This is a genomic window from Erwinia pyri, from assembly GCF_030758455.1.
GTDB classification, from domain to species: Bacteria; Pseudomonadota; Gammaproteobacteria; order Enterobacterales; family Enterobacteriaceae; genus Erwinia; species Erwinia pyri.
In genome coordinates this window covers 4,065,580-4,079,292 of sequence record NZ_CP132353.1, presented here as the reverse complement: position 1 = coordinate 4,079,292, position 13,713 = coordinate 4,065,580, and the positions used below count along the sequence as shown (strand labels likewise).

At 50.2% G+C, this 13,713-nt stretch carries 13 protein-coding genes; 9 read left to right on the top strand and 4 right to left on the bottom strand.

Features of this window, described 5'->3' with window-relative positions; all coding sequences use genetic code 11:
• Window positions 1–13: 13 nt before the first annotated feature.
• The 4 genes from Q3V30_RS19325 (at window position 14) to Q3V30_RS19310 (ending at window position 4,521) form a co-directional block, all read left to right on the top strand.
• The gene (locus Q3V30_RS19325; RefSeq protein ID WP_306208572.1) at window positions 14–1,429 is read left to right on the top strand and encodes an NAD-dependent succinate-semialdehyde dehydrogenase; all 1,416 of its coding nucleotides are present in this window, start codon (window positions 14–16) and stop codon (window positions 1,427–1,429) included.
• Window positions 1,430–1,731: 302 nt separating this feature from the next.
• Window positions 1,732–2,412: a type 1 glutamine amidotransferase domain-containing protein gene (locus Q3V30_RS19320; RefSeq protein WP_306208570.1), complete on the top strand. Its 681-nt coding sequence runs from the start codon at window positions 1,732–1,734 to the stop codon at window positions 2,410–2,412.
• Window positions 2,413–2,492: 80 nt separating this feature from the next.
• Entirely contained in the window at window positions 2,493–3,182 is a 690-nt protein-coding gene (locus Q3V30_RS19315) for an alpha/beta hydrolase (RefSeq protein WP_306208568.1), read from the top strand.
• Between the two features lie 196 nt (window positions 3,183–3,378).
• A complete protein-coding gene (locus tag Q3V30_RS19310; RefSeq protein WP_306208566.1) occupies window positions 3,379–4,521 on the top strand; it encodes an alkene reductase in 1,143 nt (380 codons plus the stop codon).
• On the opposite strand, the gene Q3V30_RS19305 is transcribed toward Q3V30_RS19310, so the two are convergent.
• Entirely contained in the window at window positions 4,516–5,271 is a 756-nt protein-coding gene (locus Q3V30_RS19305) for a YoaK family protein (RefSeq protein ID WP_306208564.1), read from the bottom strand. The two genes, Q3V30_RS19310 and Q3V30_RS19305, sit on opposite strands and share 6 nt — an antisense overlap.
• Before the next feature lie 386 nt (window positions 5,272–5,657).
• On the opposite strand from Q3V30_RS19305, the gene Q3V30_RS19300 reads away from it, so the two are divergent.
• A complete protein-coding gene (locus Q3V30_RS19300) occupies window positions 5,658–6,095 on the top strand; it encodes a DUF3828 domain-containing protein (protein ID WP_306208562.1) in 438 nt (145 codons plus the stop codon).
• Window positions 6,096–6,127: 32 nt separating this feature from the next.
• On the opposite strand, the gene Q3V30_RS19295 is transcribed toward Q3V30_RS19300, so the two are convergent.
• A complete protein-coding gene (locus Q3V30_RS19295) occupies window positions 6,128–7,063 on the bottom strand; it encodes a VirK/YbjX family protein (protein WP_306208560.1) in 936 nt (311 codons plus the stop codon).
• Window positions 7,064–7,276: 213 nt separating this feature from the next.
• On the opposite strand from Q3V30_RS19295, the gene Q3V30_RS19290 reads away from it, so the two are divergent.
• Window positions 7,277–8,110 carry an AraC family transcriptional regulator gene (locus Q3V30_RS19290; RefSeq protein ID WP_306208558.1) on the top strand — a complete coding sequence of 278 codons (834 nt, stop codon included), beginning with the start codon at window positions 7,277–7,279 and terminating at the stop codon, window positions 8,108–8,110.
• Window positions 8,111–8,181: 71 nt separating this feature from the next.
• A complete protein-coding gene (locus Q3V30_RS19285; protein ID WP_306208556.1) occupies window positions 8,182–9,147 on the top strand; it encodes a DMT family transporter in 966 nt (321 codons plus the stop codon).
• Window positions 9,148–9,987: 840 nt separating this feature from the next.
• Here the strand turns inward: Q3V30_RS19285 and Q3V30_RS19280 are convergent.
• On the bottom strand, window positions 9,988–10,383 hold the full coding sequence (locus Q3V30_RS19280; protein ID WP_306208553.1) for a transposase: 396 nt from the start codon (window positions 10,381–10,383) through the stop codon (window positions 9,988–9,990).
• A gap of 539 nt (window positions 10,384–10,922) precedes the next feature.
• Here Q3V30_RS19280 and Q3V30_RS19275 point away from each other — a divergent pair.
• Together Q3V30_RS19275 and Q3V30_RS19270 are read left to right on the top strand one after the other, a co-directional pair.
• Window positions 10,923–12,179, top strand: a complete 1,257-nt coding sequence (locus Q3V30_RS19275) for an MATE family efflux transporter (protein WP_306213253.1) — start codon at window positions 10,923–10,925, stop codon at window positions 12,177–12,179.
• A gap of 8 nt (window positions 12,180–12,187) precedes the next feature.
• Window positions 12,188–13,138, top strand: a complete 951-nt coding sequence (locus Q3V30_RS19270) for an ATP-grasp fold amidoligase family protein (RefSeq protein WP_306208551.1) — start codon at window positions 12,188–12,190, stop codon at window positions 13,136–13,138.
• 55 nt (window positions 13,139–13,193) lie between these two features.
• Here the strand turns inward: Q3V30_RS19270 and Q3V30_RS19265 are convergent, their stop codons facing one another.
• Entirely contained in the window at window positions 13,194–13,475 is a 282-nt protein-coding gene (locus Q3V30_RS19265; RefSeq protein ID WP_306208549.1) for a YjcB family protein, read from the bottom strand.
• Window positions 13,476–13,713 lie beyond the last annotated feature (238 nt).

Sequence of the window (13,713 nt, the reverse complement as noted above, 5' to 3'; positions counted from 1 at the left end):
CGGAGGCAATATCATGTCATCTCAACCGATTCCAGTGACCACCCCCGCCGTCAGCGTCGCAACTTCACGTAATCCTGCGACTGATGAATTGATAGCGACCTATGCATTCCAGACCGCTGAGCAGGTAGAAAGCCTGCTGGTGGAAAATAACGCGGCTTTTCGTCTGTGGCGTGCCACACCGATGTCTGAACGCGTTGTCGCTTACCGTCGTCTGTCGGCGATTTTGCGTGAACGCACCGAGAGCCTGGCGGGGATCATCACCGCCGAAATGGGAAAAACGCTGGCCGCCGCCCGTGCGGAAGTCGAGAAATGTGCCGCTACCATTGAGTGGATTGCCGATAACGGCCCGGCGATCCTCGCCGATGAACCTGTCTCTGTTGAGAATGACGATCGGGTGCATGTCTCTTATCTGCCCGTTGGCTCCATTCTGGCCGTTATGCCCTGGAACTTCCCGCTATGGCAGGTGATCCGCGCCTCGGGGCCGATTATGCTTTCCGGCAACGGCTTTATTCTCAAGCATGCACCGAATGTTATGGGCTCCGCTTATGCCTTACAGGACGCCTATGAGAGCGCAGGCTTCCCGGCTGGTCTGTTTGCAAATCTCATTACGGATAACGACACCGTGGCGCAGGTAATTGAAGATGACCGCGTGGCAGCCGTCACCTTGACCGGAAGTATGCGTGCAGGTTCAGCCGTGGCGTCAATCGCTGGTAAGGCGCTGAAAAAGAGCCTGCTGGAACTGGGCGGCTCAGACGCCTTTATTGTGCTTGCTGATGCGAATATTGATTTGGCCGTCAAGGCTGGTATAGAAGCGCGGTTCCAGAATGCGGGCCAGGTTTGTCTGGCAGCCAAGCGTTTTATTCTGGAAAAGCCGATAGCCGAAGAGTTCACGCAGAAATTTATCGCGGCCGTCCGTCAACTGAAGATTGGCGACCCGCTTGACCCGCGTACTAACGTCGGGCCAATGGCGCGCAAAGATCTGCGGGAAGAGCTGCATCAGCAAGTAGAGCGCACGCTTGCAGCTGGCGCAACGCTGCTTCTGGGCGGGGAAATCGTTGCGGGAAGCGGCAATTTTTATCAGCCTACCGTATTGGGTAATGTCGCCCCGGGTATGGCTGCATTTGATGAAGAAACGTTTGGCCCCGTTGCCGCTATCACCATTGCAGACAATGTGGAGCATGCCATTCAGCTGGCTAATACCAGCGATTATGGCTTAGGCGGTAATCTCTGGAGCAGTGACTTAACCCGGGCTGAGCGTATTGCACGTCGGCTGGAAACGGGCGGTGTCTTCATCAATGGATTTTCTGCCACTAATGCCCGCATCCCGGTCGGCGGCGTGAAGAAAAGCGGCTATGGCCGTGAGCTTTCGCACTTTGGGCTGCGTGAATTTACTAACGCACAGGCGGTCTGGGCGAAAAAAATCGATTAATTTATGGTGGGCCTTCAGAAGCCAGTTGGTTAACTCTTTGATAAAGCAATTATCATTGAGTTAGCCTCTCATTAAACAGCAGAGAGTCAGGAAAGAGAGGAAAAAGAAGCAAATTACTTGTAGACGACCAGTCTAATGGGTGGTAGCTTAGAGACATCAACCGGAAGTACGCAAACCGGTGTTGAACTGAAGAGTAGCAAAGTTCTTAGAGATATTATTTCATCAGGCCGGGCTGTTTTTTTACCTTGTTAATAGACGACCGGTCTAATCAAACTTAAAATTCAACTTAGCAGGAGTTACAAATGAAAATTCTTATGGTTCTGACCTCACACGACAAGCTGGGCGATACCGGACGTAAAACAGGTTTCTGGCTGGAAGAGCTGGCCGCCCCTTACTACGCCTTTAAAGATGCCGGCGCAGAGATCACGCTGGCCTCGCCAAAAGGGGGCAACCCGCCGCTGGATCCTAAAAGTAACGAGCCTGATTTCCAGACTGAGCTGACGCATCGTTTTGAGGCCGACGCCGATGCCGTTGCGAAGCTCGCCGAAACCGTCCGTCTGGACAGCGTGTCGCAGGCAGATTACGACGCGGTCTTTTACCCGGGCGGCCACGGCCCGCTGTGGGATCTTGCGGAAGATAAGCACTCCATCGCACTGATTGAGGCCTTCCTGGCGGCAGACAAAAATGTCGCGCTGGTCTGTCATGCACCCGGCGTGCTTCGACACGTGAAAACGCCTGAGGGCACTCCGCTGGTTCAGGGCAAAAAAGTGACCGGCTTCACCAACACTGAAGAGGAAGCGGTAGGCCTGACTAAGGTTGTGCCTTTCCTGGTAGAGGATGAGCTGATCGCTAAGGGTGGCATCTACTCCAAAGGTGCGGACTGGAGCTCTTATGTTGTCAGCGATGGGCTGCTGATCACCGGTCAGAACCCAACCTCTTCAGCGGCCACGGCGGCGCAGCTGATTAAGCAACTGGCTGAATAATTGCCAGCGGTGGAGGGGGGCAGCCTTGATGGCACGCCTCGGCATTAGGTCTGATCCTCTCCACCTATGCTCAGGCTTCAATGGCTGAACCGGTGAAAAATGTTGTTCTGGTGCACGGTGCTTTTGCTGATGGATCGGGCTGGTTACCGGTAGCGCGTATTCTGGGTAAAGAGGGCTATAACGTCTCCGTAGTGCAGGAGCCGGAAACCTCTCTGGCTGATGATGTGGCCGCGACCCGTCGCGTTCTGGAACAACAGAAAGGAAAAACGCTGCTGGTTGGCCACAGCTACGGCGGCATGATCATCAGCGATGCGGGCAATGACCCCTCGGTGGCGGGGCTGGTCTATATAGCGGCCTTCCAGCCAGAGAAAGGCGAGTCGTTGCTGAACCTTGCCAGCAAAAATCCGCCAGCCAGCAAGGCGATTACCGAAACTTCCGATCATTACCTCTATCTGAAACCTGAAAACTTCCACGCAGACTTTGCTGCCGATTTACCGGCAAAACAGGCTGATTTCATGGCGCGCTCGCAGGTTATGACGGCAGCGGTGGCCTTTAACACACCGGCAGGCGAACCGGCATGGAAAACCAAACCAAGCTGGGCCGTGGTGTCAACGCAAGACCGCGCAATCAATCCTGAGCTGGAGCGCTTTATGGCGCAACGTGCGCACAGCCCTGTTACCGAGCTGAAAGGCAGTCACGCTATTTACGCCTCACAGCCGGAGAAAATTGCGGCCCTGATTGAGAAGGCGGCAAAAAGCTTATCCCAGTAATCGTACGATAATCACACCCGGAGCAGCTCTTGTTACCAGCATCAGCGGTTTGCCCAGAATTTAGACGACCGGTCTAATTAATGCTCGCAGCGTCAGGATCGGTCAGTAAAACTCTGAACATGTTAAGGCAGCCTGCTGAACAGGGAACAGAACGCAGTCGGTGACCATCCTTTTGATGATAATTTTGGAAAACGTCATGAATCATAAAGCTTTATTTGAAACCACCACCCTTGGCCCCTATACGCTTAAGAACCGTATCGTCTTTCCGCCTCTTACGCGGCAGAGAAGCGCCCAGCCAGGTAATGTGCCCACCGATCTCATGGCTGAGTACTACCGCCAGCGCGCCAGCGCAGGGTTTATGATCAGCGAAGGAACGCAAATCGAGCCTCGCGGTCAGGGCTATGCCTGGACACCGGGTATTTACAGTCAGCAGCAGATTGAGGGCTGGCAAAAAGTTACCCGTGCGGTACATGCCGAAGGAGGGATCATTTTTGCGCAACTCTGGCATGTGGGACGCGTCTCCCATTCCGCTTTGCAGCCAGAGGAGGGAGCACCCGTAGCGCCCTCTGCCATCATGGCCGAAAAAGTAAAAGCTTTTATCGAAACCGGGCCGAATACAGGGACACTGGTTGCGCCTTCGATGCCCCGTGAACTGACTCACACAGAGATTAAAACCCTGGTCGGCCTCTATGCTCAGGCGGCAAAAAATGCGCTCAGTGCAGGTTTCGACGGCGTTGAAATCCATGCTGCCAATGGCTATCTGGTTAATCAGTTTATTTCGGAGCATGCCAACCAGCGTATTGATGAATATGGTGGTTCTGTTGAAAACAGACTGAGGTTCCTGCGTGAAATCGTTCAGGCTATCAGTGAGGCCATAGGGCCAGAACGTCTGGGCGTTCGTTTTACACCGCTCTTTACCAGCACCGATGAAGAGCGCGTCTATATTGGGCTGGTAGAAAAAGATCCCCATAAAACCTACGTTGAAGCGGTGAAAATACTGGAAAACGCCGGTGTGTCCTATCTCTCTATAGCCGAAGCGGACTGGGAAAATGCCCCGGATCTGCCTGAAGCTTTCCGCCGTGAGATCCGGGCTATCTTCAGCGGGCGTATCATTTATGCAGGCCGTTATACGGCTGAGCGCGGCGCCAGACTGGTTGAGGATAATCTCGCCGATTTGATCGCCTTCGGTCGCCCTTTTGTCGCGAATCCCGACCTGCCGGAACGCATCGCCAATGGCTGGCCGCTTAACAGTCATCACGCCGCCACGCTTTATGGTGGGAGCAGTGAAGGATTTACCGATTACCCGGTTTATCACCCGGAGTTGTCAAAAACTTCATAAAATCCCCGGCTTCAGGGCGCGTTTTTTTGCCATCAGCAGCGTAAGCGTGATGGAGCTTAACGACACCAGTGCCAGAAACGCGCCGACGGCAATCATGGCGGTAAAGCCATAAAACTTAAACAGCAGCAGCCCGCAAACCCCGCCCGCCAGGAACGAAAAGATCGTCACCAGGTGGGTGAAAAGCTGGCTGCGCTGCGCCTTTAAATCTTTCGAAAAATCACGGCGCAGCAGCGCGCTCAACACAGATCCCAGCGCTATGCCCGCGTCAGTTAAGGTGCCGGTAATATGGGTGGACCGGACACGACCGTCAGAGAGCTGAGTGGAGGTGGCGTTGTGGATGCCCATCAGGAATCCCAGCAGTACAATCACTTCATTATTATGGCTGGAAGAGTAGAAGAACTGCTCAAACAGCGATAGCAGGATCAGCGCGATGCCCTCCATCAGCAAAATAAGGCTGAAGATTGTCCGGATATTATTTTTAATCCCGCTGATGACCAGCAGACGGGAAGTGACCGACCCGGTAACAAACGCGATAATAATGGCCGCCAGGATCAGCAGGTCGCTTAAATCAGATGAAGAGACTTCCGTCGAGATTTGCGAAGTGTTACCCGACATATGGGAGGGGAAAAAGCCGAACGCACCCAGCGCCATTGCGTTCAGCAGTCCAGCGGCGGTAGCGAGTACCAGAGCTAAGTGGCGATCTTCAAGGTGCGTTCTGTTGCGCTTACTCTTTATCAACATCTGTTGCATCTCTTCTCCCCGACGTTCTCACCACACAGGCAAAATTACCCACATGCCCGTAAAACCTGATTGTAGTGAAAAAAATGAGTTGTCCGGAAAAGAGATTGCCGGAATGCCGGGTTATTTGTTAACGAAAATAAGTAATGTCCGTTTGCCGCTGTTTATCTCAATTATTGTCAGTTTACGGCCATTTTTTGCTCATTTTGCGTTTCTGATGAATCTGCCTTTTGTAGTCGGGAGGAGGGCAGAGCTGAGCAAAACAGGGTACAGGCGCCGGCTGCGGCCACATCCTGTATAAACAGTTACTAAAAAAAAAGCGAATTTCTGCTCAAAGCGCAGCGTGAAAGGGTAAATTAGCTCAGCATTCCGAATTTTCCGGGTAGAGATGGCATCAGATGAAAAAATGGTTACTGGCGTCAGCGATGGCCCTGTTGGCTTGGCAGGTAACGGCCGCGGAACAGAACAGCGATCCCGAAGCGACCAGCAGAAATTTTTACAGCTGGTACTTAACGGCCTTAAGTAAAGACGAAAGCCCGATTGATGAACACGATCCCCAACTTAACGCCTTTGTTACGCCGCGGCTGCTTCAGAAAATCAACGTGCTGATCAAAAGCCCGGAAGGCATGGATGACGACTATTTTCTTCAGGATCAGGACTACAGCGACAGCTGGGTAGATCATGTTAACGTAGGGCGTTTTACCCTGAATGGCACCACCGCTACCGGCGACGTGACGCTGGGCAACGATCCTGCCGATCGGCAGCTTCTGCTGATCACGCTGCATAAAGAGGCGGCAGGCTGGCGAATCGACGACGTCGAAAAAGAGAATAAGTAGCCCGTTTAACAGGGCTATTTCCCCCGCTTGTCTCAGGCAATCGCCTGACTGAACTGCCCCTGTATGGCATCCAGCAGCTCATAACGCTTACGGTATTCCGACCGCTTTTTACTGGCTATCTCTTCCAGCGGCTTACGCGGGAAGCGGAGCGGCAGCGAGTAGAGTTTGTCTGAAAGCGGCTGCGCGTTCAGCGTCTCCCAGAATTCATTGTAACTGGCGTGGAACAGCTGACGTTTTTTCAGCCGGTAGCGCAGGCTGCGGAAGATATGGCCGTTGTCGCTGACCGCTTCGATTTTTTCAATGCCGGTGCCGGTACAAATCAGGCTCAGCGTTTCCATCAGCAAACGTTTTGGGAATAGCCCGTAACAGGCTTTGGTCGCTTCGCGGATCAGCTCGTGCGGCGTATCCCGGTGGGCGCCCTGAATGCCACCAATCATCGCCACGTGTTGGCCGTGACTTTCCGTCACCGCAAAGGTCAGCATCGCCAGCTGGACGCCCTCACGCCGGAACAGCAGATTGACCTCCCCCTCTCGTTCACAACGGCCGGTGCAGGCCAGCGTAATGGTGAACGTTTCGCCACTCTTTCCCGTGAAGGTGATTAAATCGACGCCCTGGCGGGTCAGCATCGCCTGACGCAGGCGCGGAACGGGCAAATTTTTCACATAGCGATAGTGGTTAATGATCGCATCAGCGCGGTCAGTTGTCGGCATGCCGCTATAAAGGTAAGGGCGGTGTATTTTACTGGGTAGCGTATGCTGAACGGGCAAAATATCGCGCATCACCGGTTCGCCGGTAATGGCTTTCACTATCTTCCAGGTCGTGGTTGGCACGGCAAGGGAACGGAACAGATATTTGATGCGATATTCACGGTCATACCACAATTTTCCCGGCTTGAATTTTCCGGTGATCAGGGAGAAGAAAAAGGTCAGGTTCGTCTCCGGGTAGGGAAGTAAAGTGGTATCAGACATAGCGGCTCATCCAGAAGGAAAACCACAGTCAACCACTCTGACGCTCAACATTCGGTAAACGTCCCTGCTCGATTTAAGAAAATTCTTAGTCGTTGAATAACCGTTTATCTTGCGGAAGAATTAAGGCAAATCAGTCGGGTAAACGGCAAGAATGGATCGCCCTGCGCAAACGTCGTAAGCTTATCTTTTCTCTATTCTCTGACGGAGAGTCAAGTGCAGGGTGTGCCAGCGCAGTTCAGTGATGAAAAAGATCGCGCCCAGTTTCGCCACCTTGAGGGGTTGCCGGGGGTGGAGCTTTATCACGCCCATATCTCCCGTTATGCCTTTGAACCGCACACCCATGAAGCCTTTGGTATCGGCACGATTGTGGCGGGGGCCGAGCGTTTCCGCTATCGCGGGGTTCAGCATCTTGCCCCTGCGCAATCGCTGGTACTGATGAATCCGGATGAACTGCACACCGGTGAATCGGCTGCTGAAGAGGGGTGGCAATATCGGATGATCTATATCGAGCCACAGCAGCTTGAAGCGTTATCAGGGGAACGGGGCTGGTGGTTTACTGACGCAGTGCGGTTTGATCCGCTGCGGGCGCAACAGCTCTCTGGCTTGCTGGCCGCGCTATGGCAAGCGCCCGATCCGCTGGCGCGGGACGGGTTGCTGCTTTCGCTGACTGAACTTCTGCGTCCTCACGCCTGCATTGCGGAAAAATTACCTGCTGAAGCCCGACACCGTTTTGATCTGGTTAAAGCTTGTCTTCGTGAAAATCTGGCCGACACCCATTCTCTTGCCGATCTGGCCAGCCTGGTCTCACTCAGCCCTTACCATTTCCAGCGTCAGTTCAAGGCGCATTTCCATGTGACTCCCCACCAGATGCTTATGGCGTTTCGTCTTTACCATGCTAAAACGCTGCTTACGCAAGGGATCCCTGCGGCGAACGTGGCGGTGATGGTAGGATTAAGCGACCAGGCCCATCTGACAAAAAGCTTTGCAGGGCGCTATGGCATTACCCCCGCGCGTTACCAGAAACAGGTCAACGCCAGCAGGCGATAGCAATTTGCTACAAGCTTTTTACTCTCCTGATGCCGACAATGTGCCTCTCTTTTATTGAAAAGCAGGTTTCTATGTTTGCAGGTGTATTGTTTGCTCTGGCTGCCGGGATGATGTGGGGTCTGATTTTTGTTGGTCCTTTACTGGTGCCCGACTATCCCGGCGCGCTGCAGTCTGTCGCCCGTTATCTGGCGTTTGGCCTGATCGCCTTGCCGCTTGCCTGGCGCGACTGGAAACGCCTGCGCCAGCTTAAGCGTAGCGACTGGCGTGAAGCACTTAAACTGGCGCTGGTCGGCAACCTTCTTTATTACACCTTTCTGGCAAATGCTATCCAGCGCACCGGCGCACCGGTTTCCACAATGATTATCGGCACGCTGCCGGTGGTGATATCCGTCAGCGCCAACCTGCTTTATGGTCATCATGAAGGCAGGTTGTCCTGGCGCAAGCTGACGCCGGCCCTGATATTGATTGCTGGCGGCCTGGTGTTCGTCAATATCGCAGAGTTAACGGGGAGTGTTCAGCATACCGATCCGTGGCGCTATCTCAGCGGCATTGCGCTGGCCATAATGGCGACGATCTGCTGGACATGGTACCCGCTACGCAACGCTCGCTGGCTACGAGAGCATCCGGAGAAAAAGGCGACCACTTGGGCAACGGCACAGGGCATCGCCACCTTGCCGCTGGCGATAGTGGGCTATCTGTTGGTGAGTCTTCAGCTGCATATGACCCAGCCCGATTTCGCGTTGCCTTTTGGCCCGCATCCCGCGCTTTTTGTCCCTCTGATGATAGCGATTGGGCTGTTTTGTTCCTGGCTGGGCGCACTATGCTGGAACGAAGCGAGCCAGCGTCTGCCTACCGTGCTGGTTGGTCCGTTAATCGTGTTCGAAATCCTCGCCGGACTGGCTTATACCTTTCTTATTCGCCAGAGCTGGCCGCCTCTGCTGACGCTCTGCGGCATCCTCTGTCTGATGGCGGGCGTAGTTGTCGCTACCCGCATCAAACCCGAACCCGTCATCATTAAAGTCATCCCTGATAAATAAATTTCTGCTGATAAGTTAACCCGCTCCTTTTCTCCTGGCTGGCCGCAAAGGCCGCCGTTATTTTGCAGGAAATGTGATGCAGGGCGTGTTTTTAAGACTATGCCGAGCCGCTCAGAGCCTGCATATAGCTCTCTGGTACCTGGCACAGTAAGTAATTGTTCCGCTATAAGAATAATCGCTAATGATATTTGTGCTGTTTTTGGACAGTCAACAGAGACTACTTAATGACAAAAACGCCTTTTTTGAGACGCCTTCTGTAAAGTAAAACCACACTTAACTCAAATATTCTGGTCAGGGAAAGGTCAGGAAAGCGCTTTAAATTCGTTAAAAACATTAGAAATGGCTAAGTTAGGGTTTCTGATTTGGCTGTTTTTTAATCAGTAATAAGGTTATGTATAAGCATCTCTACTTAATTTATGGTAGTAAAGCGGATGCTTTATCCCTGAGGTGAACCGCAGGGCGGGCTTTCAGGCCGGAACAGGGAGTAGCAGAAGGGGTAGGAATTTGCCAGAAGCGTCAAATTCATGAACCATTCATAAAAAGAAAAGGTTTACGAAATTTGAAGTAGTATGGTTGTTTTTTGTGCTTTCTGTTAGAAGAGTTAATGTCATGAAAGGCGCATTTATCTTTGGACTCAAAGATAAATGCGCTCAGAAGCACTTGAAGTTAAAAGGTTTTTAGCTGGTGATGAATAAATGAACAGATCATTAGGGGACGATAATGACAACTAACTCATCACAAAAAAGCGTCTCCCTGAAATGGGTTCGTACTTTTCAATTAGCATTGGAAATATTTTAATTTGGTCCTGCAAGTAATAATGAAATGTGCGATAGATCTCAATTAATGATTTTCTACATTGTAGGGATAGTGGTAAACACTGCGACTTATATCCAACAAACGGCAGCTGCGGCGGGTTCCGATATCAAAAGTATCCTGCAGATAATTAACCGCCTGGCGTTTGTCATTGGTAGTAAAGAAGTTTTTAAGAACGCTTTGCAGCATCTCTTTATCGGATGAGAGAGTCTGTAATTCACGCTCCATGTTATGCACTTTCTCTTCTAAACCCTTGATTTTCCTTCCTTCCTCAGAAGAAAGACCGGCAAATTTTTTCTTCCAGCTGTAAAACGTCGCTTCAGAGATGCCCAGTTCTTCGCAAATCTCTTTCACCTTTACACCGCATTCAGATGCTTTAATGGCGCTGGTGATTTGCTCTTCTGTATATCGTGACTTTCTCATAAATGCTCTTCCGTTTCTTAACTATAATGTGATGAGAATGACTGCAATAATAAATGGATCTGATAATTCCATAAATTAGGGCAGCCTGTGTAAGTGCGCGATTTGAATGGCAACGATTAAGTTAAGTGATTATGAAGAAATATCATCATGGGATTTCTCCTATTTTATTTCCAAAGTCCCGAGTTAGCTTTCGATATGCGGGTTTTTGATATAAATTCGTCTCATGTCATGAACAAGACCAGCGAGTAATTCAGAATACTCCAGCATGTAATCGGTAAAATCTGTGCCATGATAATTAGCGCCAAAAGTGGCTTAGGGAAAATCCCTCAAGATTTGCCTCTGAAGAATTTCAAAAAAATTTTCATTGATGAAGATGTGAAAAACGAACGCTTTTGAATAAGCGCGGATTAGGATTAATCCGTTTTATAAATTTTAGGTCCACTTTAATCGCCAGGATTTTTGAGCGTATTACTTTTTCGTTTTCAACATGGATGTCCGAGTTATTGCAACAAGTGATTAGTTTTACAAAGGATGCTTCGATGAAACACAGCGCTATGTCAAACGCCATCTGGATGATGTCGGAAAAGGTTGTTTCCGTATTCGGTGTGATATTTGTCACATCCTATGTCGCAAAATCCTTTGGGCCTTCGATATTCGGGCAAATAGCATTTTCTGCTTCACTTTTTTCAATTGTTCAGACTATTGCCATTTTCGGTACTGAAACCATTCTGTTTAAAAGTATCAGCAAAAGTGCGGCTAAAGGAATACGGCTGATGGCGGTTGCCAAACAGCTGCGAATGGCCCTGTTGTTACTGCTCTCCGTGCCGGTATTAATTTATGTCTGGCTGGAAATGCGGGAAAACTTTCTGGTTTTCGCTATCGCATCGTTTCTCTCTGCGATGTTTGTTACCCAGGATATTTTCAGCGTATATAACAACGCCCGGCTGGAATCACGGATGAATACGGTTGCCAATGCCACCGGTATGCTCATTAGTTTTGCTATCAGTTTTCTGGTGGCGTGGTTCAAGCTGAGCCCTCTGCTGCTTTCATTCTCTATAGTGGCCGTCACGCTGGTGCCTTACGTTATCAAGCGTAGCCGCTTCTATCAGGCGAACAGCATCAGCCCACCGCCTAAACGCAGGCACAGAAGCTATCTGCGCTATCTGCTGCATGCGGGCTTACCGCTGGCTATATCCAGCGTGTTCATTTCGATTCAGGTGAAGCTGGCGCAGTTTTTCCTGGTAGGCGTGGGGTCAGCGCACGACCTGGGGCTCTTTACCGCCGCCAATACGATTTCTGCCTCGTGGATCTTTATTCCGGTGGCAATTATTACATCCTGTTTTTCTGAGATCTTCAGGGAGCGCGCGGATGTGGCAGTGAAACTGGCCGCAAGGCTGAATGGCTATGTTATGGCAGTATCATTTTTGATGCTTCTTGTCGTCGCGCTGTTTGGCGAAAAGATCATCACTACCCTTTATGGGCATGACTACACACAATCGGGAAACCTCGTTACGTTATTGTCGTTAGCAACCTGCTTTTCGGCAATGGGAACAGTAGCTTATCGCTATATGGTGAAAGAAGGTGGTTTTAATTATCTGCTGGTTAAGATTGTTTTACTGGTGGTAATTAGCGTAGTGACCAACTGGTTCTTCATCCGTTTCTGGGGATTAACAGGAGCTGCCTGGAGCGTACTGGTAACAGAACTGCTCTCCCTGACGGTAATGAATTATCTCTTTAAGAATGGCGTCATTCTTAAAATACAGCTTTCCTCACTCAACTACAAAACCTACAAATGAGGTAAAAAATGTTAAAACTCAAAGCAGAATTGAGAAAAGGCGTCTTATACCTGCTCAAAAAAATGCCTTGGTCCTATCAGGACAGAATTCATTATTTTCATAAATTTAAGCGGTTACCTAACATACACCAGCCAAAATTATTTAATGAGAAAATTCTGTATAGAAAATTTGTCACCGGCGACTATGTTCGATATGGGAACCTTTCGGATAAAATTCTGGTGCGCGACTACATAGCAAAAACAATTGGTGAAGAATATTTAATTCCCATGCTGCATGAAACGGCAGATCCGAAAACGCTGCTTGGGCTTAAATCTCTTAAAAATACCGTTATTAAGCCAAATCACGGTTCTGGTATGGTAGAAATACTGCTGGAAGAGCCAGATTGTATTCAGAAACAGCTGTTAGTTAAACGCTGTGAAGAGTGGCTGAGCCGCGATTTCTCACACCATTCCCGTGAGATCCATTATCGCTATATTAAGCCGCGCATCGTGGTGGAAGAGTATGTGGGCGACGGTAAACTTGCCGCCGTGGATTATAAATTCCACATGTTTAACAAGAAAGATGGCAATTTTGAGTATGTTCTGCAGATTATCTATAACCGCTGCGGTAATGCGCCACTCTCTATGAACTTCTACGTAAACAGCTTGCAGCAGTGCTTCTACAAAATTCGTGATACGGGGCTGGATATCAGCGGTGACAGAGAAACGCTGGAAAAGGCGCTGGCGCTCAGTAAGAAGCTGGCAAGTGATTTTGACTATGTACGGGTAGACTGGTACATCAGTGAAGGACAGATCTACTTTGGTGAGCTTACCTTTACCCCGGGTGCTGGCCTGGTAACGGGACTGGATATGGGTCTGGATAAAATGATGGGTGATATGTGGCTACAGGAGAAGAAGGCGGCAAATCTGCCCGCGACTTCTGACGTAACGCCGCTGCCGGTCGCGCTTAAAAAGATCTGAATGACCCGATCGGACTAACGAGCCGTTTCTCTATGAGAAAGCGGCTCGCTTGTTTTCAGGGCATAGGATAATCAGTAGGGGTGTGGCTCATGACGTCGATGAACACATCTTTTGTGATGTGCCAGAAGTTGTGCAGGTTTTCCATACTCAACGTGATGCCTAACAGCCCTGTAACGAACCAGCATGACATGCCGATCCCTACACCAGTAAAAATGAAGGCGATGCCGTTGCGGCTGGTTTTACGGCACTTCACGTTAAAGGTGCTGGCGAAAAACATCATTACTGCACTCACCAGTTCCCATCTCATCAATACCAGGCTAGCGGTTAAGGTACCCATATCTGTTCATACTCCAGGTAAGACTGCCCTGACAAAAGGCCAAGTCATCACCAGTTCAGCCGAAAAGTTGCCAGGTTGCTTTTCATCTGAGCAGACACAAAGGGTCATAGAAGTGTGACGACCGTCACATTATATCACTCGATTTTAAAATTTGAACAAAATTCAGCCCTGGTATGGTAGTTTTTTGCGGGCGTGATAAATAAGCTTTTATTTCCTGAGGTTTACATAATTATTCCAA

Bases quoted from the DNA above. Each gene is read 5' to 3' on its own strand.
- Q3V30_RS19325 (WP_306208572.1), top strand. From the start codon at position 14: ATGTCATCTCAACCGATTCCAGTGACCACCCCCGCCGTCAGCGTCGCA.
- Q3V30_RS19320 (WP_306208570.1), top strand. From the start codon at position 1,732: ATGAAAATTCTTATGGTTCTGACCTCACACGACAAGCTGGGCGATACC.
- Q3V30_RS19315 (WP_306208568.1), top strand. From the start codon at position 2,493: ATGGCTGAACCGGTGAAAAATGTTGTTCTGGTGCACGGTGCTTTTGCT.
- Q3V30_RS19310 (WP_306208566.1), top strand. From the start codon at position 3,379: ATGAATCATAAAGCTTTATTTGAAACCACCACCCTTGGCCCCTATACG.
- Q3V30_RS19305 (WP_306208564.1), bottom strand. From the start codon at position 5,271: ATGCAACAGATGTTGATAAAGAGTAAGCGCAACAGAACGCACCTTGAA.
- Q3V30_RS19300 (WP_306208562.1), top strand. From the start codon at position 5,658: ATGAAAAAATGGTTACTGGCGTCAGCGATGGCCCTGTTGGCTTGGCAG.
- Q3V30_RS19295 (WP_306208560.1), bottom strand. From the start codon at position 7,063: ATGTCTGATACCACTTTACTTCCCTACCCGGAGACGAACCTGACCTTT.
- Q3V30_RS19285 (WP_306208556.1), top strand. From the start codon at position 8,182: ATGTTTGCAGGTGTATTGTTTGCTCTGGCTGCCGGGATGATGTGGGGT.
- Q3V30_RS19280 (WP_306208553.1), bottom strand. From the start codon at position 10,383: ATGAGAAAGTCACGATATACAGAAGAGCAAATCACCAGCGCCATTAAA.
- Q3V30_RS19275 (WP_306213253.1), top strand. From the start codon at position 10,923: ATGAAACACAGCGCTATGTCAAACGCCATCTGGATGATGTCGGAAAAG.
- Q3V30_RS19270 (WP_306208551.1), top strand. From the start codon at position 12,188: ATGTTAAAACTCAAAGCAGAATTGAGAAAAGGCGTCTTATACCTGCTC.
- Q3V30_RS19265 (WP_306208549.1), bottom strand. From the start codon at position 13,475: ATGGGTACCTTAACCGCTAGCCTGGTATTGATGAGATGGGAACTGGTG.